Below are 26,666 nucleotides of genomic sequence, written 5' to 3'. Positions count from 1 at the left end.
CGCCTCAACTGGACTTCACGGCGGAGAACCGTGAGAGCACGGCCGCCATCAGGTTGAAAATCATCACGAGCAGGATCAATGTCAGCGCCGCTCCCCACATCCTGGCGACGCCTGCGGGCTCCGGGTTGAGCAACTCATTCATGATCGTCAGTGGCAGCGAGGCCATATTGCCGTCGAACACGTTGTAGTTGATCGATCGGCTGTACCCGACCAGCACCAGGACAGGCGCCGTCTCCCCGAGAACGCGCGCCATCGCGAGCATCATGCCGGTCACCATCCCGGAGTACGCCGTGGGGAGCACGACCTTGACGATCGTCTTCCACTGGGGAACGCCGAGCGCGTAGCTGGCTTCCCTGAGCTGGTCGGGAACGAGCCGGAGCATCTCCTCCGTCGACCGGATCACGATCGGAAGCATCAGCAGGACGAGTGCCAGCGAGACCGCGAAGGCGCTCTTCGGGAAGCCGAAGACGCTGATCCACAACGCGAAGATGAACAGCGCGGCCACGATGGACGGCACACCCGAGAGGATGTCCACCATGAACGTCACCGACCTGGCCAGCCAGCCCCGCCCGTACTCCGCGAGGTAGATGCCGGTGAAGACGCCGAGCGGGATCGCGATGATCGCGCACATCACGCCCTGGGCGATGCTCCCGTAGAGCGCGTGGTAAATGCCGCCCGCGAACTGCTCGGGCATCACGCCGCTGAGCGAGTGCGTGAACCACCGCTCCGAGACCAGGGCTCGGTAGCCCTTGGTGACGACCGTGACCAGCAGCCAGCCGAGCGGGATCAGCGCGATGAGGAACGAGCAGGTGACCAGCACGCTCGCCAGGTAGTTCTTGGCCTTGCGCACGCCGCTGAGGTGCTGGAACGGCGAGGCGCGCTCGGCGCTTTGCAGGGTATCCGTGGTCATGGTCACAGCCGCTGCATCTTTCCGTTGGCGATTGTCCGTGCGATCGCGTTCACCACGAACGTGAGGATGAACAGCACGAGCCCGGCTGCGATGTACGCGCCGGTCGGCAAGGGGTGGACGAACTCGTGCGCGGCGGACGCGATGAGCGATGCGAACGTGTACCCGCCGTCGAAGATGCTGAACGTAGCCGGCGACGAGGCGATGCGCAGCACGACCAGTACGGCCACGGTCTCGCCGAGTGCCCTGCCGAGCCCGAGCATGGAGCCTGCGATGTAGCCGCTGCGGCCGAACGGGAGCACGGTCGTCCTGATCATCTCCCACCTGGTCGCCCCGAGGGCGAGAGCGCCCTCGATGTGCTTGACCGGGGTCTGCCGGAACACTTCCCTGGTCACCGAGGTGATGATCGGCAGGATCATCACCGCGAGCACGATCCCGGCCGTGAAGATCGTCCCGCCACCCTTGATCGAGACGTTGCCGGTCGCGAAGATCGGGATCCAGCCGAGGTTCCGGTTCATCCACAACGCCACCGGGACCAGGAACGGCCCGAGCACGAAGATGCCCCACAGGCCGTACACGATCGACGGCACGGCGGCCAAGGTGTCGATGATGTAGCCGAACGGGCGACGCACGGCGGGCGGGGCGTACTGGGTCAGGAACAGGGCGATGCCGAGTGCCAGCGGCATCGCGATCACCAGAGCGAATGCCGACGACATCACCGTCACGACTAGCAGGTCGCGGATACCGAATCGCAGGTTCTCCGCGTCCCGGGTGTCGAACTCGCTGCTGAACAGGAAGTTCGCGTTGTTGGCCTGCAGCGAGGGCCAGGCCTGCACGAGGAGGAACACCCCGATCAGCGAGACGGCCGACACCACCGCGATACCGGATCCGGTGGCGAGCCACCGGAAGAGCGCGTCGGCCCTGCGGTGCTTGGCCGCCTCTCCCTGCCCGAGCCACGACGACGCCGGTGGTTCGGCGCCGGGGTCGCCCCCTTGGCCCTTCCGTGAGTCTGCCGAGGTGTTCGTCATGACCTCATTCTCGTCGGTCACGTCCCGGCCTCCGGAGCACTCCGGTGGCCGGGACGTGACCCGGTCGTCGGGACGTCACTCATGCGTGGCGATCGGATGATAGCGCGGTCAGGAGATGGCTTCGACCGCGGTTGTCATCCGCTCCTCGAACTTCGACGGCAGCGGGATGTAGCCGTGTTCCTCGAGATTCTGCTGGCCATCGGTCACCGCCACACTCAAGAAGGTCTTGACCGCCTCGGCCACCTCGGTGTCGGGGTAGGTGGAGCAGACGATCTCGTAGGTCGCCAGCACGAGGGGGTAGGCCCCCTCCGTCTCCGTCCCGTAGATCGAGTCGAGGTCGAGCCTGAGGTCGTTGCCGTCACCCGCGAACTCGGCGGCATCGATCGCGGCGCCCGCGCTCTCCACCGTCAGCTCGACCGGCTCGCCACCACCGGAGTTGATGACGCTTGCCATCTGCAGGTCCCGCTGTTGCGCGAAGGACCACTCGTTGTAGCTGACCGCTCCCGGGGTGCTCGCCACGGCCGAGGCGGTGCCCTCGTTGCCCTTGGCGCCCTCGCCGACGCCGCCGTTGAAGGTCTTGCCGGCGCCCTGGCCCCAGTCGTCACCCGCGGCGGTCTGCAAGTACTGCTGGAAGTTGTCCGTCGTGCCAGACTCGTCGCTGCGGAAGATGACCGTGATGTCCTGGTCCGGAAGCTCCACGCCCTCGTTGAGCTCCGCGATCGCCGGGTCGTCCCAGCTGGTGACCTCCCCGCTGAAGATCTTGCCGAGAGTGGGCCCGTCCAGCGCGATGCCGTCCTGGACACCCTCGAGGTTGTAGGAGATCGCGATAGGACCGAAGACCGCTGGCAGGTGCCACGGGTCGTTGCCGCCGCAGCGCTCCCTGGCGTCGGCGACCTCTCCGGCCTCGGCGTCCAGCGGCGAGTCCGAGCCACCGAACTCCGTCTGCGCGGCGAGGAAGTCGCTCACGCCCGCTCCGGAACCGCTCGAGTTGTAGTTCACCGTGTGGTTCTCGCACGCCGCCTGGTAGACGTTGATGAACCGGGTCATGGCGTTGGCCTGCGCGCTGGAACCGCTGGCGGCCAGGGTCTCCGCGCCCTTGCAGTCGATCTCGGGGGCGTCCACGCCGGTCTGGCCGACGTTCTCGTCACTGCCGCAGGCCGCTGCGAGCAGGGCGACGCTCGCGACCAGGCCGGCTGTCCGCATACTGCGCGTGCTCAGCACAGGTACTCCTCCAAGTGCGTCCGCGTTGACCGCGGCCATGTCGGGCTCGTATGTCCGGGGGCCATTCCATACAGCCGATCCACAGGCGCGGTTCGTGCATGGTCCTTCATGGCCACGATGCCGCCCACGTTAAGCATCCGGGGTAGACGGCTCACCCCATCGAGGTAAACGGACGGTGAACACACCTCGATTGTGAGCGGTACAACACCCCAACCGTGAGTGGTGCGGTGCACTCCCGGTGACGGCTCGTCGCTCAACGTGCGAGCTCGTACTGCACGTCGGTGCTCTCGGTGCCGAAGCCGAGACGGTTGTACACGGTGATCGCCGCGGGGTTGTCCCCCTCCACGTACAGGATCACCTCACGCAGCCCTCGCCGGTCGAGGTAACGCAGCCCTGCCAGGGTCAGCGCCGTACCGAGCCCGCGACCGTGCGCGCGAGGGTCCACGCCGACCACGTACACCTCCCCCACCTCGACGTCACGCCCGTCCGGGTCCGGGGGGTGCACCTTCGTCCAGTGGAAGCCGAGCAGCCCACCGGCCGACCCCTCCGGCTCCTCGGCGAGGAAGAACCCCTCGGGGTCGAACCAGTCCTGCTGCTCGGTCTCACGCAGCTCGCCGACGGTCAGCGCGCCTTGCTCCGGGTGCCAGGCGAACGCGCGCGCGTTGACGTCGATCACCGCGCGCTCATCCTGCCCGGGCACGAAGGTGCGCACCCGTACATCCGCGGGCAACCGCGGCTCGTCGAGCGTGCACGATGTGAGGTCGGCACGCATGCGCAGAAGCTCGCGCACCCTGCGCAGACCGGCACGGCGGGCGATGCGGGCGGCCGCCGGGTGATCGCCGTGCGACCAGTAGCGCAGCGTCCGGCTCGCCCGTTCCGTCACCGCGGCGGCCAGCGAGCCACCGTGGCCTCGCCCCCGATGTTCGGGGTGCACGAACAGTTCGGCGACCTCCCGGCCGAACGCGTCACCCCGCTGGTCCAGCTGTGCGAATCCGACCAGCTCGGCATCCCGGTACGCCAGGGCGTACGGCCCCGTGGACAGGTCCTCCGGAAGGCCCCCGCCCGGTCCGGGATCCGGGCGCCCGTCGCTGGCGCGCACCGCGCGCAGCAGCTCGCGAACCTCCGGCTGATGTTCGGCGTTCAGCTCATCGACCCACACGACATGCGGCATCGTGCCAGCCTACTGGTCCGTGCCGGAGCGTCCGCGCCCTCACCGACGCCGCACACGAGCCGGTCGCCCTACTCGGCGCGCGACCATCCGGTGCGCGTCGCAGGCACCGGGCCGGGTGCCTCCACCTGCTCGGCATCGTCCACCTGCTCCGGCTGCCTGCTCGCCGCCGACTTGAGGTGGCTGTCGAACTTGTAGCCGACATTGCGCACGGTGCCGATCATCTGCTCGTGCTCGGGGCCGAGCTTGGCGCGCAGCCGCCGCACGTGCACATCGACGGTGCGGGTGCCACCGAAGAAGTCGTACCCCCACACTTCCTGCAACAGCTGCGAGCGGGTGAACACACGCCCCGCGTGCTGCGCGAGGTACTTGAGTAGCTCGAACTCCTTGTAGGTGAGCTCCAGGGTGCGCTTGCGCAGCCGCGCCGTGTACGTGTTCTCGTCGATGACCAGGTCACCGACGCGCAGTTCCGACTCGGCCTGCGGGCCCGCGGACTGCCGGGTGCTCGCCAGCCGGAGCCTGGCATCGAGCTCGGCGGGCCCCGCGGCGGGCAACACGATGTCGTCGATACGCCATTCGGCGTTGACGGCCACCAGGCCACCCTCGTTGGTGATCACCATGACCGGGGAAGCCGCGTCCTCGTTCGCGCCCTTGAGCAGCCGGCACAGGCTCTTCGCCGAGGCGAGGTCGCTACGCGCGTCGACGAGCGTGACATCTCGCCGTCCGGCGTCCAGCAGCGCCGTGACCTCGGGTGGCCGCACGCGCACGTCATGCGGCAGCAACTCGAGTGAGGGGAGAAGCGTCGTCGCTTCCTTCTCCGACGTCAACACCAACAGGTCCATACCCATGGACACACCGCCTTGTTCTCATGGCGTTCTACGCACACGGCACCACGGCCGTTGCCGGACGAGCATAACCGCTGATCTCGCTGGGCACATCGGCGATGCAGCCCATGTCACACGCTCACAACGCCGTGCGATACCTGTGCGGCGCCTCGCAGGACTCGTGTCTCCGGGCATGCCCGGACGTGGTCGATGATTGAATGGCGGGCGCAACAACCGCGCGGCACGCGCGCCGGTACCAGACAACCGAGCAGCTCCGGGGACTCGTGATGAAGAAGGCCGTCGTCGTTGTCATCGTCCTCGCCGCACTGCTCGTCGGCGCGGATCTCGCTCTCGCGGCCGTCGCCGAGGACCGGCTCGCACAGGAGGCAAGGGAGCAGTTCGAGCTGTCCGAGGACCCGGACGTGACGATCCACGGGTTCCCCTTCACGCCCCAGGCGGTCGGTGGCACCTACCAGCGGATCTCCATCGACGCGGAGGGCGTGCCCGTCACGGACGTCCTGCGCGAGCTGGACCTCGCCGCCGAGCTGCGGGACGTGCACGCTCCCCTGCCCGACGTGCTGCGCGGCGACACCGACGCGATCGTCATCAGCGAGCTCGAAGGCACGGTGACGATCACCCAGGACGATGTCGGCCGTGCTCTCAAGCTGCCCGAGCTGCGTATCGACGACGCGACCGACGAGCTGACAGGCGAGGGGGAGACCGCGGACGACGCCGGCAGCGGCTCGGATGCGTACGGCTCCACCGCCGGTGTCCGCCTCGCCGCGACCACCGATATCGCGGGCGAGCGGAACGTGGAGGTCGTGGCCTACGGCCTGATCGAGCTCACGGGGGAATCCGTGCGCGTCGGCCCCAGGCGACTCGAGTTCGGCACGGACAGCGGCACCGTGGAGGTGCCCGACGAGGTGCGAAACGCCTTCCTGCCGCAGTTCGAGACCACGATCGACCCGGGAAACCTGCCGTTCGGCGTCACCCCGTCCGGGGTCGCCGTGCGGCGCGGGGCACTGGTCGTCCAGGGGGAGGCCAGCGACGTCCGGTTCGGCCAGGGCGCCTGAGACGAGCAACCGTCCGGGACGCCGCGCAGCAGCAGCGGGCTCCTGGCTCGCGGACGGGGTACCGTGTGTGGCACGGGAGCGGTGCCCGAGCCGTTCGTCCCCGTAACCCGTCAGCATGGAAGGCCTCGCGGCGATGACCGGACTAGTGATCACGCTGGTGATCTTCGCGGTCGGTATCGCGATCGGCCTCGTGCTGCGCGCCCGCGATGGCTCGATCCGGTTAACCCGGCCGGGTTCTGCCCGGTCGTCGGCAGCCGCGGACCTACCCGCCCCTGTCGTGCGAGCCATCGACCCGGAGAGCAGGATCACGCTCGTCCAGCTTTCCTCGGCCGCGTGCGCCCCGTGCCGTCAGGCACATGCGCGGCTGTCCGCGGTGGCCGAGCGCTCGCCGGACCTGCACCACGCCGCGATCGACATCACCGAGCAGCCCGGCGTCGGGTCCGCCCTCGGCGTGCTGCGCACCCCGACGACGGTCGCCTACGACTCCACCGGCACCGAGGTGCTGCGTGTCACCGGTGTCCCGGACACCGGCGCGCTGGTGCACGCTCTCCGGCCGCACCTGTCCCCTGCCACCTAGGACGTGACGGTGCCCACGCAGCCTGCCCGGGGTGTCCACGGTGTGGACACCGCTCCCGGAGTCAGGACGGAGCCGGTAGGCTCGGTGTCGTGACCATGCACCCACAGCGACGAATGCTGACACAGCGGCGCGCGATCGACTTCTGTCGCGTGCGCAGCAGCCTGTGTCTGGTGCTCGTGTAGTTCGCCGCACGAGCACACCCGTCCGTCCACTGCCGGGAGAGGGTCATGTCACCCACCCAACACATCGACCCACGTGGTCCGCGATTCGCAGCTGGGATCACCACCGTGGTCCTCGCGGTCGTCCTGATCACCGGTTGGTGGCCGCTACTGGCCGCGCAAGCCGTGGTGTTCGCCGCAGGCGCTTTCGCCGGGCTGCGCTACTCTCCCTACTCGACGCTGTACCGGGCGGTGGTCGCACCCCGCCTCGGGCCGCCGGCCGACCGGGAGGACCCCGCGCCACCGCGGTTCGCACAGGGGGTCGGGTTCGCGTTCGCTGTTGTGGGCACCATCGGCTACGCCACCGGGCTCACCGCGTTGGGCATCGTCGCCACGGGCCTGGCCCTGCTCGCCGCGTTCCTCAATGCCGCGTTCGGCTACTGCCTCGGCTGCGAGATGTACCCGCTCGTCCGCCGGTTCGTGGCGCGGTCCGGGGAGAACGCGGCGTGAGCTCACCGCGCACGATACGACAAGTAGGCACACGAGAAGGAGAAAGAGAGTACCGCTGACATGAGCCGTGAAGACGTTCTGGTCACCACCGCGTGGGCCGAGGAGAACCTCAGCACACCGGGCGTGGTCTTCGTCGAGGTCGACGAGGACACCACCGCCTACGACGGCGGGCACATCCCTGGCGCGGTGCGTATCGACTGGAAGAACGAGCTGCAGGACCCTGTCCGGCGCGACTTCGTCGACAAGGCAGGTTTCGAGAAGCTGCTGTCCGAGAAGGGCATCAGCAATGATGACCTGGTCATCCTCTACGGGGGGAACAACAACTGGTTCGCGGCCTACGCGTACTGGTACTTCAAGCTCTACGGCCACGACTCGGTCAAGCTGCTCGACGGCGGCCGCAAGAAGTGGGAGCTGGACGGCCGCGAGCTCACCACCGAGGTCCCCACGCGGGAGAAGACGGACTACGTCGCCTCCGAGCAGGACCTGTCCATCCGGGCGTTCCGGGACGAGGTCGTCGACGCGATCAACACCAAGAACCTCATCGACGTCCGCTCGCCCGACGAGTTCACCGGCAAGTTGAACGCGCCCGCGCACCTTCCGCAGGAGTCCTCGCAGCGCAGCGGGCACATCCCTTCGGCGGCGAACGTGCCGTGGGCCAAGACCGCCAACGAGGACGGCACGTTCAAGACGGCCGAGGAGCTCGCCGAGCTGTACGCCGAAGCCGGCATCGACACCTCCAAGCCCACCATCGCCTACTGCCGCATCGGCGAGCGCTCCAGCCACACCTGGTTCGCGCTGCGTGAGCTGATGGGGCTGCAGGATGTGAAGAACTACGACGGATCGTGGACCGAGTACGGCTCGCTGGTCGGCGTGCCGATCGAGTTGGGAGAGAAGTGAGCATGAGCGACGGTTGCGGCGCGCCGGCCCAGACGGCCACCCCAGCGGACACCGACACCCAGGGGCAGGTCGTGCTCGCCGGCAAGATCACAGGAAACGACGGCCCGCTCGGCGGGGCCTACGTGCGGCTGCTCAACGGCGACGGTGACTTCGTCGGTGAGGTCCAGGCCTCCGCGGACGGGGACTTCCGGTTCTACGCGGCGTCGGGCGAGTGGACGGTCCGCGCGCTGCACGCCAGCGGCAGCGGCGAGGCCTCGATCCGCACCGGTGAGCCGGGCCTGTACGAGGTCCCGGTCGCCGTGAGCTGACACCGGCAGGCCCACAGCACCATCCGTGAGGGTGGCCTCCGCAACGTCGGGGGCCACCCTCACGTCGTCGGCGGGCCGCGCCAGCTATCCTGGTCGGCGTGGAAATCTTCTTCACCGCACTGATGCTGCTCGTAATGGTGTTGACGACGTGGTTCTCCGGCTACGTCGTCTACCGGCTGTACTCGGACAATCGCTGAGAAGATGACGGAAAGCACCACCCCGCCGACCCCCGGCAGCGGTAACGAGGCCGTCGAAGCGGCGGCGGCCCGCGCCGAGTACACCCGCGGGCGCAACATCCCCGAGTTCGACGAGTTGCCGGTCCCCGGCGACACCGCGAACCTGCGGGAGGGCGCTGACCTCAACGACGCCTGCCTCGCGCTGCTCCCGCTGGTCGGCGTGTGGCGCGGCGAGGGCGAGGTGGACTACCCGACCATCGACGGTCCGGTGCGGTTCGCCCAGCAGATCACCATCGCGCACGACGGGCGGCCGTTCCTCTACCACGAGGCGCGTTCCTGGCTGCTGGACGCCGACGGCGCGGTGATCCGTCCCGCGGCCCGCGAGGTCGGCTGGTGGCGCCCGCGGCCGGACGACTCCATCGAGCTGTTACTGGCCCACATGACCGGCATCGTCGAGGTGTTCTACGGCGCGCCCCGCAACCAGACATCCTGGGAGCTGGAGACCGACGCGGTGGTTCGCACGGTCAGCGCGAAGGACGTCTCGGCCGCCAAGCGGCTCTACGGCATCGTCGGCAGCGGCGACCTCGCCTACGTCGAGGAACGCGCGATGTCCGGCCAGGAGATGCAGCCACACGTCTCGGCGCGCCTGCAGCGCGTGGCAGGCTGAGCGAGCGTACGCAGCCGGCTCGTGAACGAGCATCACGGCCTGTCGCTGGTGTCGCCCACGTCCAGGATCTCGCTGCGGATCCGTCCATCCCGGATAGCGAACCCGAGTCGGGTGGCGCGGCCCAGCACGCGGACGCGTGTTGCCGCTGCGCACCTATGCTATGTAGCCTTGAACAAGATCGGCCAGCAGTGACCGGAAGCCCGGCGGGAATGATCTGGAACCCCAGCGGGTTCCCACGGGCATATTCGTGATCACGGTCGATCCTTCCGCTCCAGACCCCGGCGGCAGCGACCTTACTCCGTCTGCGGCTAGGAGCAGCCTCCGGTGTCGAGCTTTGATGATGCCTGCCATCTCCACCCCGATCCGCCCACTACTCCGGAGACCGCCGTCTCCTGCGAACGGTGTGGCTACCCGCCCGGGCCGCACGACGATCTCTACGTCGTGATGGTGCCCGACTCCGGTCACGCACACGCCACCGACCCGGCCCAGGACGGCATCCGCTTCGCTTACGCCTGCACTCCCGCACACGCCCATGAGCTGATCGAGCTGGGGCGGTGCTCGTGGATCGACGAGCAACTGTGGGCCGAGAAGGTACGCCGCGCGGCTGTCCTGTGGCCTTGCGGACGCCTCACCGTCGAGCGCTTCGCCCAGTTGGCCGGTCTCAGCCCGAACCAACTGAGCCGGGCGTTGCGCTGGCCCGCACATCACGAGCCCGTGAACGCGCACCACATCCCCGGCCAGCGTGCACGGAGCGAGCGCTGAACCCCGACGGCCGCACCTGTCGTGTCACCGGCCAGAAGGAGATCGACGATGTCACAGCAACTCGGGGGGCTGGATGTGTCGTTCCTGTGTCTGGAGGGAAGCACGCGGCCCATGCACCTGGGTGCCGTGTTGACGTTCGCTCCGCGGTGCCGCGTACACCCGGCACGGATCGGGCGGCTACTCGCCGAGCGTGCATCGGAGATACCGCAGCTTGCCACGACGGTGCGGGAGCGGTGGTGGCCGCCGGGGTCCCGGGAGTGGGTGAGTGATCCGCATTTCGAGCCCGACCAGCACATCCACCCGCACGTGTTGCCACGTCCGGGTGCGCCGGAGCAGCTCGAGTCCGCGGTGTCCGCGGCGATGACTCAACCGTTGCCGATGGGCAGGCCGCCCTGGCAGGCACATGTCTTCGCGGGCGTTGCCGATGGACGGTTCGCGGTCCTTCTCAAGCTGCACCACGCTCTCGCCGATGCCGCGGGGACGTGGGCCGTGGCCGGTGCCCTGCTCGATGACGGTACCGACCGTGTGCCGCCGCCACGCACGGCTGCCGAGACCACCACGGCGCCGCCGGGCTCGTGGGCCCGGACGGTACTGGGCTGGCCGCAGCGGGCTCGGCGGGAACTCGGTGCGCTGGCCGGCACCGCCGGAGGTTGTGCCGGACAAGCAGTCCGTCTGGGCGGCATCACCGGCGCGACGCTGTCCGCACTGCGCCCCGGCGCCGTCCAATCCCCGATCACCACCCTGTTCGGCGGTACATCCCATCGCCGGTCGAGCCTGATCCGGCTTCCTGTCGACCACCTCCAACAAGCACGGCGCCGGGTGGGAGGCACGCTCAACGACGTCGTGCTATCGAGCATCGCCGGGGGTATCGGCCGGTGGATCCGCCAAACCGACGCCGCAGCGGCCCTGGCACGCGGGTGGCATCCGCGAGCATTCGTCCCCGTGAACATGCGCCACCGGCACCGGGGTACCGGCACCGGAGGGAACCAGCTCTCCGGCTACCTGTGTGACCTGCCGGTACGCGAAACGGACCCGGTCGAACGGCTGCGCTCGGTGCGGGCGAGCATGCACGCCAACAAGGTCCGCGGGCCGGGTCGCGGACCCGGAGCATTCCCCCTGCTGGCCGAAGCGCTGCCGACGGGCGCCCATCGCGTGACCACGCCCCTACTCGGGCAGGCCTCGGCCCTACTGTTCGACACCATGATCAGCACCATCCCGGTGCCCCGTACCACCTTGCGGCTCGACGAGGCCGAGCTGGACGAGATCTACCCCATCGCACCCCTCGCGCCCGGGCAGGCACTGGCGATCGCCGCGGCGATCCACCGCGACACCGTGCATCTCAGCCTGCTGAGTGACCCCCAGGTCCTTCCCGGGGTAACCGGCCTCGGCGGACAGATCGCCAAGGAGGCCGCGTCCCTGCACGCGAACGGCGCACAGGCGACCGAACACAACAGCCAGGTACACCCGATGGCCATCACGAAGATGGGCTCATCCGGATCAACGCCGTAACGAGAAAGGTTGCCGGCCATGACCGTGCATCAACCCCGAGTAGGTCATGGCCGCACGCGTCTGCCCGTCCTCACCGCATTGGCCGTGACAGCGGTAGCGACCGGCGTCCCCGGCGTACTGGTCACCATCGTCAGCGGTCCCGACAGACTGGGAATGCTCGGTGCGGGTCAGATCACCGGGCTCACGTTGATCAGCACGGGTGTCGCCGCCGCGGCGCTGACCGCGCTTCCGTGGCAACCACCCCGGCGCTAGGAGTGCTACCGGTATGGAGCTTCGACTGCGACAGCCCTCCCCCGCACGGGCCACGCCGCTACCTGAGCCCGGTCAGCGTCCGGCTCGGCTACTCGCCCGTTACGCCAGAACACCACTGAACCGCCTATGACCCACAGTGAGCATACCCATGACCATGTACCAGCACGCCATGAAGACCGCCGCGCGCGGGCCGCAAGCCTTCTGTGAATGGTGCGGGCACACCGCACTCGAAGCCAGCCTGCACCAGATCGTGGTCGCCGATTCCAGCTACGTCGACCCTACGGACTTCACTCGCGACGGACGGCGCCGTACGCACGCCTGCTGTACCGAACACGCAAGCAGGCTCATGGACTACGGCACCCGAACATGGAATGACGAGCAGTTCTGGCACGCCAAACTTCGTCGCGCGACACGCCACTGCCCGCAGGCGGTGCCCACCCGCACGCCTGAGCAACTCGCCAGCCAAGCAGGGCTCACCGCGGAACAACTCGCCAGAGCTCTCCGCTGGAAAGATCAACTCCATGGGCCGCACTACCACCGGCCAGTGCATCACCTGTCTACCGGACGGTGATCCGGGGTGTGCGACGACGTATTGATCGCGCGTTCCCGGCAACCGCGAGCCGAAGGCCTCCTCGGGTACCTGTGGTGTACCGAAGGAGTCATTCGGCTCGCCCCCTAGCCGGGGTACTCGGACTCGTAGGCTGCGGCGAGCTCGGCGTGCAGCGCGCGGGAGTCCGGTAGCTGCTCGCCGTCCAGCGTGTGTATCCGGGTGACCTTGCGGATGGACGAGGTCAGGAAGACCCCGTCGGCGTCACGCAGGTCCTCGAGGCGCAACGGCTCGATCTTCGTGCTCCAGCCTGCCCGCTCGGCCGCGCGGAACAACCCTGCCTGCGTGGTTCCCGGCAGGATGCCGATGCTCGGCGGTGGCGTGTACAGCGTGCCGGCGTCGGCCACGACGACGTTCGCGATCGGCCCTTCCAGCACGGTGCCGTCGCCCGCGGTGAAGATCACGTCCTCCGCCCCGCGCCGTTCGGCCTCGCGCATCGCGGCCATGTTGATCCCGTAGGACAGCGACTTGGCGCCGAGCAGCAGCCACGGTGCGCGCTCGGCGAGCTCGGTGTCGATCCCGCGCTCGAGGGTGACCACCGCTATGCCCTCCGCACGCGCCCGCAACAGTCCCTCGCTGACCTCGATGCCCAGCGCGAACGCTGTAGGGTCCGCGCCGGGGTCGGAGTCGAGCCCCCTGGTGTAGACGAGCTTGAGCGCCATCTCGGACCCTTCCGGCCAGCGCTCGATCGCCGCCGCCACGGCTCGCTGCCAGGCCTGCCGGTCCGGCGTGTCCATGTCGAGCATGCCCGCCGAACGCTCCAGCCGGTCCAGGTGCTTGTCGAGCTCGCGGGCGTGCCCGCCGGAGACCAGGACCGTCTCGAAGACCCCGTCGCCGCGGAGCAGGCCGAGGTCGTCCACGCGGACCTGCGGGGTGTCCGGGTCGGCCACGGATCCGTCGAGGTGGATGAGTACGCGCATAATGGACAGGGTAGTCCCGTCGCGCTACTCGGCCCGGTCGGCGGAGACCGGACCGCTCGCACCCGCGGCCGCGGGCCCGCCTGCGGCACCCGACCAGCACGTCCCGGCGACCCACGGTGGTGAACAACCAGGGCAGGCTACACCATAGGGTTGTCCACCAGCCGGCGGTCGCGGGCCGGCACGCGCCCCACCAGCTAGGAGACACGGTTGACCTCCCCGATCCTCGAGACACACGACGCGATTCCCGCTCCGGAGGGCCACCCCGAGGAAGGGGTGCCCTGGCACTTCGGTGACCCGTTCACCGAGCAGCGGGTGGCGGCCCGGTCGGTCGCGATCGTCGACCGCTCGCACCGCGCGGTCTACGCCGTCGAGGGCAGCGAACGCCTGTCCTGGCTGCACCTGGTGATCTCCCAGCACGTGACCGAGCTGGCGGACGGTGCCGGTACCGAGGCACTCGTGCTGGACAGCCAGGGACACATCGAGGCCCACCTGGTGCTCGCGCACCACGACGGCGTCGTCTGGATGGACACCGAGCAGGGCAACCTGGCGACCAGCGCACTGCCCAAGGGAGGCCAGCAGCCGCTGCTGCAGTACCTGGACGCGATGCGCTTCTGGTCCGATGTCACCGTCCGCGACGCCACCGGGGAGCGAGCCGTGCTCAGCCTGCTCGGCCCTGAGGCGGGTTCGGTGCTGTCCGCGCTCGGCATCGAGCTCGGTGCCGAGCCGTACGCGGTGGCGGGTGCGGGCGACGTGATCGCGCGCAGGATGCCGTGGCCCCATTCCGGGCGGGTGGACCTGCTCGTACCGAGGTCCGAGCTGACCGCGTTGTGGCGGCGCTGCACGGACGCCGGGGCACGCCCGGCGGGCTCGTGGGCCTTCGATGCCCTGCGAGTCGAGTCGGTGCGGCCACGCCACGGTGTGGACACCGACGAGCGCGCCATCCCGCACGAGGTGAACTGGATCGGTTCGGCCGCGCACGTCGCGAAGGGCTGCTACCGCGGGCAGGAAACCGTCGCCAAGGTCTTCAACGTGGGCAGGCCGCCCCGCAACTTGCTGCTACTCCATCTGGACGGTTCCCCCGAGATCACGCCGGAGACCGGCGACCCGATCCGGTCGGGTGAACGCACCGTCGGCAGGCTCGGCACCGTGGTCCAGCACTACGAGCTCGGACCTGTCGCGCTCGGCCTGGTGAAACGTTCCGTACGCTCCGACGCCGAGCTGCTGGTCGGCAGCGAGGAGAACCCGGTACAGGCCTCGATCGACCCGGACTCGGTTCCCGGCGAAGGCCCCGCGCCGGGGCGGGAGGCCGTGTCCAAGCTGAAGGGGTGAGCACGGCAATCACACCGCCATCCGCGTGATACCTACCGAAGTCGCTTGGCAACATGCACCCCGCGGGAGCAGGATAACCACGTGATCGAAGTTCGGCCCGGCGGCCGTCGGCGCATCGACCGCGTCCTCGGCGAGGACTACACCAGCGGCATCGACCAGATGCCGCTGACCGAGCTGCGCGATCGGCGCGACGAGGCGGCGCAAGAGGAGACCGACCTGTCCTTCCTGCGGCGGATGCTGCACGCGCGCATCGATATCGTGCGCGCCGAGCAGACCCGGCGCGCCAGTGGCGGGCAGCACAGCGTGGTCGACCAGCTCACGGCCATCCTGGCCAAGAACGCGATCCACACCCCGGCGCGGCCCGGCCGGCACCAACCGATGGAGCCGACCAGGACCGGTGAGTGCAGGCGGCAGGTGGAGTCGCTCATCGCCGATGCCGGACTGACCGACGTCGAGTCGCTGTCGGATGACGCCCTCGCCGAGGGGCTGGATGCCTACCTGACCGAGGAAGCCTCTGTCTCCGGGCGGAGGCAGCAGGTCCAGGCCGTTGTCGACCGGCTCAACGCCGAGATCACCAGCCGCTATGCCGCGGGCCACGCCTCCGTCGACGAGCTACTGGCCACCGAACGCGGTGATCAGTTGTAGCGCTCCCGCGCGGCGAGTGCGCCCCAGTACTCCCGCAGCTCCTGGAACAGGTCGGTGAGCTGCTCGATATCCCCCGAACGCAACGCGGCCACGATCGCGTGCACGTCGTCCGCCGAGGTGTCCGACTCCAGCGTGGCGTCGTCGATCAGCTGCACGAGCCCGCCGTAGTCCAGCTCGACGGCCGAGTGGGGGTGGAACGCCGTCAACCACCGCTCGGTGTCGATCAGCACCTGGGTCGGCCCCTCGTCGCCAAGGGTGCGCTCGGCCAGCTCCCTGGCCTCGGCAACCCTCCTGCGCGCGTCCGCCATGGCCGTTCGCCAGGACAGCTCCCGCTCCGGGTCGTGCGCCCCCGAGCCCAGCACGAGCTTGCGCTGGGCGGGGTCGATCAGCGTGAACCAGGGCAGCGGGACGGACCAGTTCACCGAAAGCACGTGCATCGCCGAGCTCTCCCGCTCGGACAGCACCGCGTTCGCCCGCGCGCGGACCGACTCCACGGACCCGTCGGCCCCGCTCACGATCACCGAGCGCAGCGCAGGATGCGCCTCGCCGAGGAAGCTCACAAGGGCCGCAGCCGAGCGGGCGCGCAGCTCGAGCGGGCACACCAACGGTCCGGGTCCCACACCCGCGTCGGCTCCACCCGGAACGTCCTCCGGCTCGCACACCAGCATGTCGGTGGCCGTGCCCGGTTCCGGGCGCCCGTCGGTGAGCTCGGCAGGCAGCAGCGTCGGTGTGGCGGCTGCCTGCGAACGCAACCACATGGCCTGCTCGTAACGCTCCGCTTCACCGGAGTCGAGTGCGGATTCGGCGATGGTCGCGGTGTCGACCTGCCCGTTGAACGCGGACAGTGGTTCGTAGACCCGCAAGTACGCGGAGTACGGACGGAGCACGTTCCAATCGTGGCACGTTCCGTGGCCGGAGGGACTGCCGGGCGGGCCGTTCCCCGGTTCGGCGGGTAACCGGCACCCGCACGCGTGTCCGGCATCACACTCCGGGACTGATCCAGGTCACCACACCGCTGGGCAACGCCCGATTCGGATTCATGCCCCAACCGCGTCGCGTCCGTCCGCGGGGACACGGTACGGTAGGAGCCAGGAAAGAGTTGTCGAGACGAGATGCGGGGCCGCCGTTTCCCGCGGCCGCCCCGCCCCTGTGTGAGGGGGTCGAGCCATGGGGCGCGGCCGAGCTAAGGCCAAGCAGGCGAAAGTGGCCCGGGAGCTCAAGTACCGCACTCCCCCCACAGACTTAAACGCCCTTGAGCGCGAGTTGGCGGGTAAGTCGCCTGGCCAAGGCCACAACGAAGATCAGTACCACGACCCGTACGACCCTTACGACTCGTACGACCCGTACGAGGGTGAGGACGGGCACCGTAGCTGAACGCGTCACGAGCGCGGGAGTCGTCCCGATGACCGGGGCGTACTCTCGCGCTCGTGGTGTGTACGCGGGTCGCACCCTTTCGGGTATTCGTTGTGCGCGAAGCAGGCAGGGCAAGCTGTGAAGGAGTGAGCTGTGTCCGAGATTGAACGAGTGGGCGTCGTGGGTGCCGGGCTCATGGGCTCGGGGATCGCGGAGGTCAACGCACGGGCCGGTCGCCACGTCACGGTCCGGGAGACGGACGAGTCGGCGCTGGAGGCAGGCCGGGCACGCATCGACAAGTCCCTACAGCGTGCCGTACGCAGCGGCAAGCTCAGCGAGGACGATGCACGTCAGGCGCAGGACCGGCTGAGCTACACCACGGAGCTGCGCGCGCTGGCCGAGTCCGACTTCGTGGTCGAGGCCATCGTGGAGCAGGAGGCCGCCAAGGTCGACCTGTTCGGTCAGCTGGACGCCGTCGTGGACAAGCCCGACGCCATCCTTGCCTCGAACACGTCGTCCATCCCGATCATGAAACTCGGCATGGCGACCAACCGCGCCGAGCACGTGGTCGGGGTGCACTTCTTCAACCCGGTTCCCGTGCTGCCGCTCGTCGAGCTAGTGCCGTCCTTGCTCACCGACGAGAAGGTGGTCGAGCGCACCCGCAGCTACGTCGCCGACACGCTGAACAAGACCGTGATCCGCTCGAAGGACAGGGCAGGGTTCATCGTCAACGCCCTGCTCGTGCCGTACCTGCTGTCGGCGATCCGGATGTTCGAGTCGGGCTTCGCCTCCGCGGAGGACATCGATCACGGCATGGAGCTGGGCACCGCGCACCCGATGGGTCCGTTGCGGCTGGCCGACCTCGTCGGGCTGGACACGATCAAGTCGATCACCGAGTCGATGTACGACGAGTTCAAGGAGCCGCTGTACTCGGCGCCGCCGCTGCTGCTTCGCATGGTCGACGCGGGCCTGCTCGGTAAGAAGTCCGGCCGCGGCTTCTACGAATACAGCTGACCCACCCCGGCGCAGGCGGGCGCCGAAGGTGACCTCCGTTCCATAGAGGGAGCCGGGTGCCACCTTCGGCTCCTCCACGCTCGCCGCACGGGGTGCGGCAGGATGGGGGTATGGCTGTCCGTGTCGGGCTGATCGGAGCGGGACCGTGGGCGAGCGCGGTGCACGCCCCCGGGCTGGCCCGGCACCCGGGGACCTCGCTGGCCGCGGTCTGGTCGCGCAGGCCGGACGCGGCGTCCGCGCTCGCGGCCGGCACCGGCGCGCGGGTCTGCGACTCCGTCGACGAGCTACTCGCGCGGTGCGACGCGGTCGCCTTCGCCGTCCCCCCTTCCGTGCAAGCGGAGCTGGCCCTCCGCGCCGCCCGCGCTGGCAAGCACCTCATCCTGGAGAAGCCGCTGGCAGGCGATGTCGGCGCGGCCGAGCGGCTGGCAGACGCCGCGGCCGGGGTCACGACCGTCATGGTGCTGACGCTGCGCTACTGGTCGCGCACCAGGGACTGGCTGGACTCGCTCGCCGCGCACGACGGCTGGGCAGGCGCGAGCCTGCGCTGGCTGTCCGGCGCGTTGCTGAGCGGGCACGGCTCCCCGTGGCGGCATGAGGGGGGCGCGCTCGCGGATATCGGACCGCACGCGCTCGACCTGCTGGACGCCGGCATCGGCGAGATTACCTCGGTGCTCGCCGCCGAGCACACCGAACCCGACCTGTGGAACCTGCTTCTCGCCCACGCCTGCGGAGCCACCAGCACGGCGACCCTGTCGCTGTCCCTGCCGATGCGGCCGACGGTGCTGGAATGCGCGGCCTACGGCCGGCACGGTTACCGCACCGTCTCGGGCAAGCCCGAGAATCCCGCGGCTGCGTACGCGGCACTGCTCGGCGAGTTCGTCGAGCACGTGCTCGCTGGCAAGCACGAGCACCCCTGCGATGTCCGGCGCGGCCTGCACCTGCAGCGCATCCTGGCCGCGGCGGGCCGGCGCGCGCACCGGTAACCGGTCCGATGCGCGGAACCGAGCGGTCAGGAGGTCGTGGTGTGGAGATGCACGAGGAGTTCATGAACCTGGCGATCGAGCAGGCGCGCACCGGCCTGTCGGAGGGCGGGGTCCCGGTGGGCGCTGCCCTCGTCGCGGACGGTTCCGTGCTCGGTGTGGGGCGCAACCGGCGCGTGCAGTGGGGCAGCGTGATCCGGCACGGCGAGACCGACTGCCTGGAGAACGCCGGTCGCCTTCCCCCGCCGGTGTACCGGCGGTCCACCCTGTACACCACGCTGTCGCCGTGTCACCTGTGTGCCGGAGCGGTGCTGCTGTACCGGATTCCCCGCGTGGTCATCGGTGAGCACCGGACGTTCGAGGCCACAGAGGACCTGCTCGCCCGCAACGGCGTCGACGTGCGCGTACTCGACGACGCCGAGTGCGCCGGCCTGATGCGGGAGTTCATCGAGCGGTTCCCCGGTGTCTGGGACGAGGACGTCGGGGCGGGCGATGGCTGATCACCGGGACCGTTCCCCGGTGGCACCGGCCTGCCTGATCGCGCGGAACTCCGCGGCGAGAGCGGGCAGCTGGTAGTGCGCGTTGAGACCGCTCGGGTTCGGCAGCGCCCACAGCGCCGCGCCGTCGAGGTCGTGTGGTTGCCTGCCGACCCGTGCCTTCGGCCGCGCGAAGGCCACGCGATACGCACTGATCCCGACGACGGCGACTGCCAGCGGGCGGTACTGCCCCGCCAGCCGCGCGAGGCGCTCGGCTCCGTCGCGGAGCTCGTCCTCGCGGAGCTCATCGGCCAGCGCGGTCGTGCGTGCGACGAGGTTGGTGATGCCGACGCCATGGCTGAGCAGCTCGTCCTGCTCAGCTGGACGGAGCTGTCGTGGCGTGAAACCCGCCTGGTGCAACGCGGGCCAGAACCGGTTGCCCGGCCTCGCGAAGTGGAACCCGGTCGCTCCCGAATACAGCCCGGGGTTGATCCCGCAGAAGAGCACATCGAGATCGGCAGCGATCACGTCGGGAATGGTCTTGTCGCGGGCGGCTTCCAGGTCCTCGCGAGTCGGCCGGGTCATGGCCACACGCTAGCCGCGCCTGCGACGCGCCCTCCGCCGGGGAGGACATGCCCGGTGCGACTCACGCGGCGGCGCTGACGTTCAAGGCCAGCGCGAGCGCACCCATGACCTCGGCGCGGTCACCCAGCTCCCCCGCGGTGACCCGGAGCGCGGCGGCGGCATCCGGCTGGGCGTAGCGGTCGACCGAGTCGCGGATCCCGCTGACCAGCGCGGGCGAGGGCCCGATGTCGCCGCCGACGACCACGGCCGCGGGGTTGAGGCTGTTGCACAGGTCCGCGAGGACGCGGCCGATGGTGCGCCCCGCGTCGTCGAGCACGCGGTTGGCCCCCGCGTCACCCTGCCGCCCCAGCTCCAGCATGCGCGCCACGGTCAGCTCCTCCTCGTGCGCCGGTTGCAGCAGCTGGATCAGCTTCGGTGCCGAGACCTGGGTCTCCAGGCATCCGCGGCTCCCGCAACGGCACACAGGGCCGTCCGCGTGCACCTGCACATGACCGACCTCACCGGCGATACCCGATGTTCCCCTGTGCAGCCTGCCACCGAGTACCAGCCCGGCACCCACACCCCCGGCCGCCTTCACGTAGATCACGTCATCGAACCCCCGCGCGGCCCCGTAGCTCAGCTCGCCGAGCGCGCCCGCGTAGGCGTCGTTGTCCACCGAGACGGGATGGCCGAGGCGGCGCTCCAGCTCGGCGCCGGGCGACAGGCCCCGCCAGCTGGGCAGCACCGCCGACGTGATCCTGCCGGAACGCCAGTCGACCGGACCGGGTACGCCCATCCCGACCCCGGCCACACCCCCGAGGTCCTGGCCCGCCTCCGCGAGCGCCTGCTCGGTGAGCCGGGCGGCGGCGTCCAGGGCCCCGGCGGCATCGTGGTCCACGTCGAAGGCGATGGTGCGTTCGGCCCGGATCACCGACGTGCGCTCGGCCACCGCGACACGGATGTGCCGGTGCCCGAGATCGACCCCGACGACGACACCGGGAGGCGTCGCCAGCCGCAGCAGGATCGGCGGCCTGCCGCTTCCCCCCTTGTGCGGCGTCCCCTTGCCACGTTCCTCGACCACGAGCCCGTCGGTGAGCATGTCGTGCACCAGGCTGGAGACCGTGGCCCGGGACACGCCCGTCACCCGCGCCAGGTCCGCGCGGCTCAGCGCACCCGAGGTCGCGAGCGCGTCGAGGATCGTGCCGCGGTTGAAGCGACGCAGGTCCTCCAGGGAGCTGCCGTGCCGGGTTCGCATGATCCCAGCCTATCAATTAATACTGATTGTGTACTAATTATCCGGAACCTCTCCGAGGAATTAGATATTGACACGATCAAATGACCCTTCTAGGTTAACGGCTCGGAATGTGCGGGACACGCGCTCACCCCGGGGGTGCCCGCACCGGAACGGCACGCTGGAACACGGGAGCCAAGGAGGTCGCCGACGTGGTCAACGGAGAGCGAGAACCCGGCCGGAGGTGTGCGGCATGAGCACGGACGCCACCGCGAAGGGACGCCACCCTTCCGGGCCGAGAACCCTCCACACAGCCCTCGTGGCCGGGGTCGCCGCACTCGGAGGCTTCCTCTTCGGTTTCGACACCGCTGTCATTAACGGTGCGGTCGGTGCCATCGAGACGACCTTCGGCCCCGGCTCCCTGCTGCTGGGTTTCTCGGTCGCCTCGGCACTGCTCGGTTGCGCGGCCGGCGCGTGGTTCGCCGGGCCGCTCGCCAACCGCTACGGGCGGATCCGCGTGATGCTGATGGCCAGCCTGCTGTTCAGTGTCAGCGCGATCGGCTCCGCCGCGGCGCTGGACATCTGGAGCCTGACCGCGTGGCGCGTGGTCGGTGGCCTCGCCGTGGGTGCGGCCTCGGTGATCGCGCCGGCCTACATCGCCGAGATCGCTCCGGCCGGCATCCGCGGCAGGCTCGGCTCGCTGCAGCAGCTGGCCATCGTGATCGGCATCTTCGTCGCCCTGCTGTCCAACTACCTGATCGCCACCGGCGCCGGCGGTGCCACCGAGCCGTTGTGGCTCGGCGCGGACGCCTGGCGCTGGATGTTCCTCGCCGAGCTCGTGCCTGCCGTCGCCTACGGTGTCCTCGCGTCGCGTATCCCCGAGTCCCCGCGCTACCTGGTGCTCAAGGAGCGCCTCACCGAGGCACGTGCGGTGCTGGACCGCTTCGTCGGTGGCGACACCGAGGAACGCCTCGACGAGATCCGCGAGACGCTGCGCTCGGTGCGCACGCCACGGCTGGCCGACCTGCTCGGCCCCCGGCTCGGCCTGCTGCCGATCGTCTGGGCCGGTATCGGCCTGTCGCTGTTCCAGCAGCTGGTCGGTATCAACGTGATCTTCTACTACTCGACGGTGCTGTGGCAGTCGGTCGGCTTCAGCGAGTCCGACTCGTTCCTGATCACCATGATCACCTCCATCACCAACATCGCCGTCACGTTCATCGCGATCGCGACGGTGGACAAGGTCGGCCGCAAGCCGTTGCTGCTGTCCGGCTCCGTCGGCATGTTCGCCGCCCTGACGGTGATGGCCCTGCTGTTCGGCAACGCGCCGATCGTCGACGACGAACCGCAGCTCGGGCCGGTGGCCGGTCCCGCGGCCCTGATCGCCGCCAACGTCTTCGTCGTCTGCTTCGGCGCCAGCTGGGGCCCGGTCGTGTGGATCCTGCTCGGCGAGATGTTCAGCAACCGGATCAGGGCGGCCGCCATCGCCGTCGCGGCCGCGGCCCAGTGGTTGGCGAACTTCGCGGTCTCCACCACGTTCCCGGTGCTCAGCGACGTGGGCCTCGGTCTGGCCTACGGGATCTACGCCACGTGCGCGGGCCTGAGCATCGTGTTCGTCGCCAAGGCGATCTCGGAGACGAAGGGCAAGGAGCTCGAGGAGATGCCGGAGAGCAGCACCACAGAGGCCGCCCGGTAGGCGGCCACCGGCCCCGGACGGCGACCCACCCGGAACGAAAATGGCTGGCCGCATCGCCCAGCACGGCAGATAATGCGCCGTGATGTTGTTCAGTGACTTCGACGCGCGCGGGTACCGGACGGTCGACGTGCGCTCCGGCTACGGCGAATGGGTCCGCACCTACGAGCGGTCCGTCGAGGACGTGATGGACATCGGGCTGCTGGAGCTGCTCACCGAACCGTCCTGGGAGCGGGCGCGGCGCGTGGCCGACCTCGGCTGCGGCACCGGACGTACCGGAGCGTGGCTGCGGGAACGCGGTGCCGCGGCCGTGGACGGGGTGGACCTCACCCCGGAGATGCTCGACCGCGCCCGTCTCCGCGGCGCGCACGACTACCTCGGTGAGGCCGACGTCCGGGACACCGGCCTCGCAGGAGGGGCCTACGACCTTGTCGTCGCGTCCCTTGTCGACGAGCACCTCGCCGACCTGGCCCCGCTGTACGGGGAGGCGTGGCGGCTCGCCGTGTCCGGTGGCGCGTTCGTGCTCGTCGGCTACCACCCGCACTTCATCATGCACGCGGGTATGCCGACGCACTACACGCCACCGGACGGCGAGCCGACCGCCATCAGCACCACGGTGCACCTGATCAGCGACCACGTCACCGCCGCGCTGGAGGCGGGCTGGCGGCTGGCCGAGATGCGCGAGGGGGTCATCGACGAGCAGTGGCTCGCCGTCAAACCCCAATGGAAGCGGTTCCGGAACCACCCGATCTCGGTCGCCACGGTGTGGCGCAAGCCGTGAGGCACGGATACCCGGCACGGTAGGCTCGAGGCCCTGCGCGGAGTGAAGAGGAGCCCGGGTGCCGGAAGAAGAACGCGTCGTCCTGCTCGACGAGCAGGGCAACCGCGCGGGCACCGCGGACAAGGCCGAGGTGCACAGCACGGACACCCCGCTACACCTGGCGTTCTCCTGCTACGTCTTCGACACGCGCGGACGGTTCCTGCTCACCAGGCGCGCGGACGACAAGCTCACCTGGCCGGGGGTGTGGACCAACAGCTGCTGTGGCCATCCGGAGCCGGGCGAGTCCCTCGGCGACGCGGTCACCCGGCGACTGTGGCAGGAGCTCGGTCTGACCATCGAACCACCCGAGCTGATCCTGCCCGGATTCCGCTACCGGGCCGTCATGGCCTCCGGGCTGGTCGAGAACGAGATCTGCCCCGTCTTTCGCGCGCGCACCGGCGCGGTTCCCGCGCCCGACCCGGCCGAGGTCGCCGAGGTCGCCTGGGTCGACTGGACCAGCCTCGTCTCCGACGTGCTCGGCGGCAGGCAGGACGTGTCACCGTGGTGCCGCCTGCAGGTCGACGAGCTCACGGGGCTCGGCCTGCACCCGCATCGGTGGCCCCTCGGAAGTGAGCGTGACCTGCCCCCAGCCGCCCTGCGGTGACCGCGGGTCACCAGCGGAACCGTCCGGGCTACATGCGTTCCGGGGCACTGATGCCAAGCAGGTCGAGCCCGTGCTGGAGCGTGCGCGCGGTGAGCTGGCACAGCGCCAGGCGGTTGCTGCGAACGGGTTCATCGGCGCTGAGCACGGGGCAGGCTTCGTAGAAGGTGGTGAAGTCGCGAGCGAGGTCGTAAAGGTACCCGCACAGCTTGAGGGGTTCCAACGTACTGCTGACCTCGCTCAGTGCCGTGCTGTACGCGTCGAGCTCGAGGGCCAACGCCCGTTCGGCCGGTTGGAGTTCGATCGTGGGATCGATCGACGCCTCGGGGTCTCCCGCCTTGCGCAGGATCGAGCGGATGCGGGTATGAGCGTACTGGAGGTAGACCCCGGTGTTGCCGTTAAAGGAGACCATGCGCTCGACGTCGAACACGTAGTCCTTGACCCGTGAGGAGGACAGGTCGGCGTACTTGACCGCGCCGATGCCCGCTTGCTCGGCGATCTGATCCAACGCGTCAGCGGCAAGATCAGGGTTCTTCTCGCTGACGACGGCGCGGGCACGGGATACGGCGTCATCGAGCAGGTCCATCAGCCGCACGGTGCCGCCAGAGCGAGTCTTGAACGGGCGCCCGTCAGGGCCGAGGACCGTGCCATAGGGCACGTGCGCTGCTTCGATGCCGTCAGTGAGCCAGCCAGCGCGGCGTGCTGCCTCGAAGATCATCTGGAAGTGCAGCGCCTGGCGTGAGTCGGTGACATACAGCAGACGGTTAGCTTTGAGGTCGTGGATGCGGTAGCGGATCGTAGCCAGATCCGTGGTGTCGTAGCCATAGCCGCCCTCGCGCTTGCGCACCATCAGGGGCGCAGGATTGCCGTCCGGTCCGGTGACTTCCTCGGAGAAGATCACCAATGCGCCTTCGCTCTCGACCGCGATCCCGGCCTCGGTCAGTTCAGTAATCACGTCAGTGAGAAGGTGGTTGTAGAACGACTCGCCCACCGAGTCCTCGGGCGTGAGTAGCACGCCGAGTCGGTCGTAGATATCGCGGAAGGCCTTTTCGGACTCGCTGACGATCTCCTTCCAGCGCGCGATCGTGTCGGGGTCGCCGGATTGCAGGGCGACCACGCGGTCGCGGGAGCGGTCGGCAAACTCGAGGTCGTCGTCGAAGGCGGCGCGGGCGGTCTTGTACAGCTCGTCCAGCGCTGAGACCGCCGAAGCGCCTCGTTCCAGCTCGTCGTGGTGCCAGGTGAGTTCGGGATGCTCATCGAGGTATTGGATGAGCATCCCGAACTGGGTGCCCCAGTCGCCGAGGTGGTTCTGCCGGATCACCTCGGAGCCGAGGAAACCGAGCACCCGGGCGAGGCTGTCGCCGATGATCGTGGTGCGTAGGTGCCCGACGTGCATCTCCTTGGCGATGTTGGGTGCGGAGTAGTCGATGACGGTCCGCTGCCCCTCGTTGGGCGTTCCCATGCCGAGGCGCGAGTTGGCCAGGCGAGCCGCGACCTGGTTCCAGAGGAGCTGATCCGGCACCGTGATGTTGACAAAGCCCGGTCCGGATACCTCGACGTGCGTGGCCGGACCGCGGTCATCGGCCAAAGCCGCAGTGAGAGCTTGGGCTAGTTCGGGTGGCTTGGTGCGCGCGCGTTTGGCCAGGGCGAGGGCTGCGTTCGACTGGAAGTCAGCATGCTCGGATCGGCGGACGACCGGATCGGCTCCAGCCAACTCGGGGTGAACGTGGGCGATCGCCCGGGATACGCTGTCGGCGACCTGGCCGAGCAGCGGCAGCACCTCATGGTTCGTCACTGAGTAAACCCTCCTTCTCGGCGAGCATTATCCCAGGCGGGAGCACCCGGCCCGCGCGCAGGCCGAAGCAGCCGGATCACAGCTTCGAACGCGGCGTGATCAAGCTCGAACCGGGTACGGCCGGGGCGGCGGAGGATGCCGTGGCGTGCGAGCCGGGACAGGCCACGAAGCAGAATCGTATACAGGTGCCGGCTGCCTATATAGCCCAGGAAGTCTTCGCCGCTGGCCTGCTCAGGGCCGTGCGTGACAGCGGCGACGGCCTCCTCGAGCGTGAAACTGTTCACGCCGCCAAGCAGAGCCACCGCCAGCACTGCCAGCGCGTGTTCGGCACGCTTGCGATGGCGTTCATAGGTGACGGCATCGCCGCCGAGAAACACATGCGGACTGGTCAGCGCGTTCAGTAGGAGACGGTGGGCGAAGGTGCGGGAGTTGAGAAACCATGGCTCGACGATTACCGGCGACACAGTGATACATCCACGGCTGTCAATGTCGAAGCATTGCAGACGTACCGCTGAGTCAACATCGGCAAAGCTCACGTGCACCTTGACCGCGTAGTCGACTTCGGTGTCTAGGTCGAAGCCGCATACACGGTGGAGGTAACATA

General features: G+C 69.2%; 30 protein-coding genes. 19 read left to right on the top strand and 11 right to left on the bottom strand.

Annotated elements, in window-relative coordinates:
• Positions 1-4 precede the first annotated feature (4 nt).
• The 5 genes from pstA to H0B56_RS02505 form a co-directional block, all read right to left on the bottom strand.
• Positions 5-910, bottom strand: a complete 906-nt coding sequence (gene pstA, locus H0B56_RS02525) for a phosphate ABC transporter permease PstA (protein WP_180891280.1) — start codon at positions 908-910, stop codon at positions 5-7.
• 2 nt (positions 911-912) lie between these two features.
• Positions 913-1,956: a phosphate ABC transporter permease subunit PstC gene (gene pstC / locus H0B56_RS02520; protein WP_343063722.1), complete on the bottom strand. Its 1,044-nt coding sequence runs from the start codon at positions 1,954-1,956 to the stop codon at positions 913-915.
• A gap of 87 nt (positions 1,957-2,043) precedes the next feature.
• On the bottom strand, positions 2,044-3,156 hold the full coding sequence (pstS, locus tag H0B56_RS02515; RefSeq protein ID WP_343063721.1) for a phosphate ABC transporter substrate-binding protein PstS: 1,113 nt from the start codon (positions 3,154-3,156) through the stop codon (positions 2,044-2,046).
• A gap of 253 nt (positions 3,157-3,409) precedes the next feature.
• Positions 3,410-4,327, bottom strand: a complete 918-nt coding sequence (mshD, locus tag H0B56_RS02510) for a mycothiol synthase (RefSeq protein ID WP_180891279.1) — start codon at positions 4,325-4,327, stop codon at positions 3,410-3,412.
• Positions 4,328-4,395: 68 nt separating this feature from the next.
• Complete coding sequence (locus tag H0B56_RS02505; protein WP_180891278.1) at positions 4,396-5,172, bottom strand: response regulator transcription factor; 777 nt, start codon at positions 5,170-5,172, stop codon at positions 4,396-4,398.
• Between the two features lie 194 nt (positions 5,173-5,366).
• On the opposite strand from H0B56_RS02505, the gene H0B56_RS02500 reads away from it, so the two are divergent.
• The 10 genes from H0B56_RS02500 to H0B56_RS02455 all read left to right on the top strand — a co-directional run bounded on the left by H0B56_RS02500 (position 5,367) and on the right by H0B56_RS02455 (position 12,608).
• On the top strand, positions 5,367-6,221 hold the full coding sequence (locus tag H0B56_RS02500) for an LmeA family phospholipid-binding protein (protein WP_246360781.1): 855 nt from the start codon (positions 5,367-5,369) through the stop codon (positions 6,219-6,221).
• A 133-nt stretch (positions 6,222-6,354) separates the two neighbouring features.
• Positions 6,355-6,798, top strand: a complete 444-nt coding sequence (locus H0B56_RS02495) for a thioredoxin family protein (protein WP_180891277.1) — start codon at positions 6,355-6,357, stop codon at positions 6,796-6,798.
• A gap of 227 nt (positions 6,799-7,025) precedes the next feature.
• On the top strand, positions 7,026-7,466 hold the full coding sequence (locus H0B56_RS02490; protein ID WP_180891276.1) for a DUF4395 domain-containing protein: 441 nt from the start codon (positions 7,026-7,028) through the stop codon (positions 7,464-7,466).
• Between the two features lie 60 nt (positions 7,467-7,526).
• Positions 7,527-8,363: a sulfurtransferase gene (locus H0B56_RS02485; RefSeq protein WP_180891275.1), complete on the top strand. Its 837-nt coding sequence runs from the start codon at positions 7,527-7,529 to the stop codon at positions 8,361-8,363.
• Positions 8,364-8,365: 2 nt separating this feature from the next.
• Positions 8,366-8,671 carry a DUF1416 domain-containing protein gene (locus tag H0B56_RS02480; protein WP_180891274.1) on the top strand — a complete coding sequence of 102 codons (306 nt, stop codon included), beginning with the start codon at positions 8,366-8,368 and terminating at the stop codon, positions 8,669-8,671.
• A 201-nt stretch (positions 8,672-8,872) separates the two neighbouring features.
• Positions 8,873-9,514: a heme-binding beta-barrel domain-containing protein gene (locus H0B56_RS02475; protein WP_180891273.1), complete on the top strand. Its 642-nt coding sequence runs from the start codon at positions 8,873-8,875 to the stop codon at positions 9,512-9,514.
• A 324-nt stretch (positions 9,515-9,838) separates the two neighbouring features.
• Positions 9,839-10,276, top strand: coding sequence for a hypothetical protein (locus tag H0B56_RS02470; RefSeq protein ID WP_180891272.1), 438 nt, complete (start codon positions 9,839-9,841; stop codon positions 10,274-10,276).
• 48 nt (positions 10,277-10,324) lie between these two features.
• Entirely contained in the window at positions 10,325-11,785 is a 1,461-nt protein-coding gene (locus H0B56_RS02465; RefSeq protein WP_180891271.1) for a wax ester/triacylglycerol synthase domain-containing protein, read from the top strand.
• 84 nt (positions 11,786-11,869) lie between these two features.
• Positions 11,870-12,037, top strand: coding sequence for a hypothetical protein (locus H0B56_RS02460; RefSeq protein ID WP_180891270.1), 168 nt, complete (start codon positions 11,870-11,872; stop codon positions 12,035-12,037).
• 148 nt (positions 12,038-12,185) lie between these two features.
• Entirely contained in the window at positions 12,186-12,608 is a 423-nt protein-coding gene (locus H0B56_RS02455) for a hypothetical protein (protein WP_180891269.1), read from the top strand.
• A 104-nt stretch (positions 12,609-12,712) separates the two neighbouring features.
• Here H0B56_RS02455 and H0B56_RS02450 read toward each other — a convergent pair whose 3' ends face one another.
• On the bottom strand, positions 12,713-13,564 hold the full coding sequence (locus H0B56_RS02450) for an aminodeoxychorismate lyase (RefSeq protein WP_180891268.1): 852 nt from the start codon (positions 13,562-13,564) through the stop codon (positions 12,713-12,715).
• Positions 13,565-13,771: 207 nt separating this feature from the next.
• On the opposite strand from H0B56_RS02450, the gene ygfZ reads away from it, so the two are divergent.
• Positions 13,772-14,893, top strand: a complete 1,122-nt coding sequence (ygfZ, locus tag H0B56_RS02445) for a CAF17-like 4Fe-4S cluster assembly/insertion protein YgfZ (protein ID WP_180891267.1) — start codon at positions 13,772-13,774, stop codon at positions 14,891-14,893.
• An 81-nt stretch (positions 14,894-14,974) separates the two neighbouring features.
• The gene (locus H0B56_RS02440; RefSeq protein WP_180891266.1) at positions 14,975-15,538 is read left to right on the top strand and encodes an RsiG family protein; all 564 of its coding nucleotides are present in this window, start codon (positions 14,975-14,977) and stop codon (positions 15,536-15,538) included.
• Here the strand turns inward: H0B56_RS02440 and H0B56_RS02435 are convergent.
• Positions 15,529-16,425: a DUF8083 family protein gene (locus H0B56_RS02435; RefSeq protein WP_180891265.1), complete on the bottom strand. Its 897-nt coding sequence runs from the start codon at positions 16,423-16,425 to the stop codon at positions 15,529-15,531. The two genes, H0B56_RS02440 and H0B56_RS02435, sit on opposite strands and share 10 nt — an antisense overlap.
• A 280-nt stretch (positions 16,426-16,705) precedes the next feature.
• Between H0B56_RS02435 and H0B56_RS02430 the strand changes: the two genes are divergently transcribed.
• The 4 genes from H0B56_RS02430 (at position 16,706) to H0B56_RS02415 (ending at position 19,385) form a co-directional block, all read left to right on the top strand.
• On the top strand, positions 16,706-16,912 hold the full coding sequence (locus tag H0B56_RS02430; RefSeq protein WP_089300516.1) for a DUF3073 domain-containing protein: 207 nt from the start codon (positions 16,706-16,708) through the stop codon (positions 16,910-16,912).
• A gap of 132 nt (positions 16,913-17,044) precedes the next feature.
• Positions 17,045-17,905 (top strand): 3-hydroxybutyryl-CoA dehydrogenase, encoded by an 861-nt coding sequence (locus H0B56_RS02425; RefSeq protein WP_180891264.1) that lies wholly within the window; start codon positions 17,045-17,047, stop codon positions 17,903-17,905.
• 110 nt (positions 17,906-18,015) lie between these two features.
• Complete coding sequence (locus tag H0B56_RS02420; RefSeq protein WP_180891263.1) at positions 18,016-18,888, top strand: Gfo/Idh/MocA family protein; 873 nt, start codon at positions 18,016-18,018, stop codon at positions 18,886-18,888.
• A 47-nt stretch (positions 18,889-18,935) separates the two neighbouring features.
• Positions 18,936-19,385 (top strand): nucleoside deaminase, encoded by a 450-nt coding sequence (locus H0B56_RS02415; protein ID WP_180891660.1) that lies wholly within the window; start codon positions 18,936-18,938, stop codon positions 19,383-19,385.
• Here H0B56_RS02415 and mug read toward each other — a convergent pair whose 3' ends face one another.
• Positions 19,386-19,946 (bottom strand): G/U mismatch-specific DNA glycosylase, encoded by a 561-nt coding sequence (gene mug / locus H0B56_RS02410; protein ID WP_180891262.1) that lies wholly within the window; start codon positions 19,944-19,946, stop codon positions 19,386-19,388.
• 61 nt (positions 19,947-20,007) lie between these two features.
• Positions 20,008-21,180 (bottom strand): ROK family transcriptional regulator, encoded by a 1,173-nt coding sequence (locus H0B56_RS02405; protein WP_180891261.1) that lies wholly within the window; start codon positions 21,178-21,180, stop codon positions 20,008-20,010.
• A 229-nt stretch (positions 21,181-21,409) separates the two neighbouring features.
• Between H0B56_RS02405 and H0B56_RS02400 the strand changes: the two genes are divergently transcribed.
• The 3 genes from H0B56_RS02400 to idi all read left to right on the top strand — a co-directional run bounded on the left by H0B56_RS02400 (position 21,410) and on the right by idi (position 24,270).
• On the top strand, positions 21,410-22,849 hold the full coding sequence (locus H0B56_RS02400) for a sugar porter family MFS transporter (protein WP_180891260.1): 1,440 nt from the start codon (positions 21,410-21,412) through the stop codon (positions 22,847-22,849).
• 82 nt (positions 22,850-22,931) lie between these two features.
• Positions 22,932-23,627, top strand: a complete 696-nt coding sequence (locus tag H0B56_RS02395; protein ID WP_219632095.1) for a class I SAM-dependent DNA methyltransferase — start codon at positions 22,932-22,934, stop codon at positions 23,625-23,627.
• Positions 23,628-23,685: 58 nt separating this feature from the next.
• Positions 23,686-24,270, top strand: a complete 585-nt coding sequence (idi, locus tag H0B56_RS02390; protein WP_180891258.1) for an isopentenyl-diphosphate Delta-isomerase — start codon at positions 23,686-23,688, stop codon at positions 24,268-24,270.
• Positions 24,271-24,298: 28 nt separating this feature from the next.
• Here the strand turns inward: idi and argS are convergent, their stop codons facing one another.
• Together argS and H0B56_RS02380 are read right to left on the bottom strand one after the other, a co-directional pair.
• A complete protein-coding gene (argS, locus tag H0B56_RS02385; protein ID WP_343063720.1) occupies positions 24,299-26,047 on the bottom strand; it encodes an arginine--tRNA ligase in 1,749 nt (582 codons plus the stop codon).
• 11 nt (positions 26,048-26,058) lie between these two features.
• Positions 26,059-26,598: a hypothetical protein gene (locus tag H0B56_RS02380; protein ID WP_180891256.1), complete on the bottom strand. Its 540-nt coding sequence runs from the start codon at positions 26,596-26,598 to the stop codon at positions 26,059-26,061.
• Positions 26,599-26,666: the final 68 nt, after the last annotated feature.

Origin of the sequence: Haloechinothrix aidingensis, from assembly GCF_013450155.1 — a bacterium.
In the GTDB taxonomy this organism is placed as follows: domain Bacteria; phylum Actinomycetota; class Actinomycetes; order Mycobacteriales; family Pseudonocardiaceae; genus Haloechinothrix; species Haloechinothrix aidingensis.
Note: the sequence above shows the minus strand (reverse complement) of the source record. Positions and strands in the feature narration are given on the sequence as shown.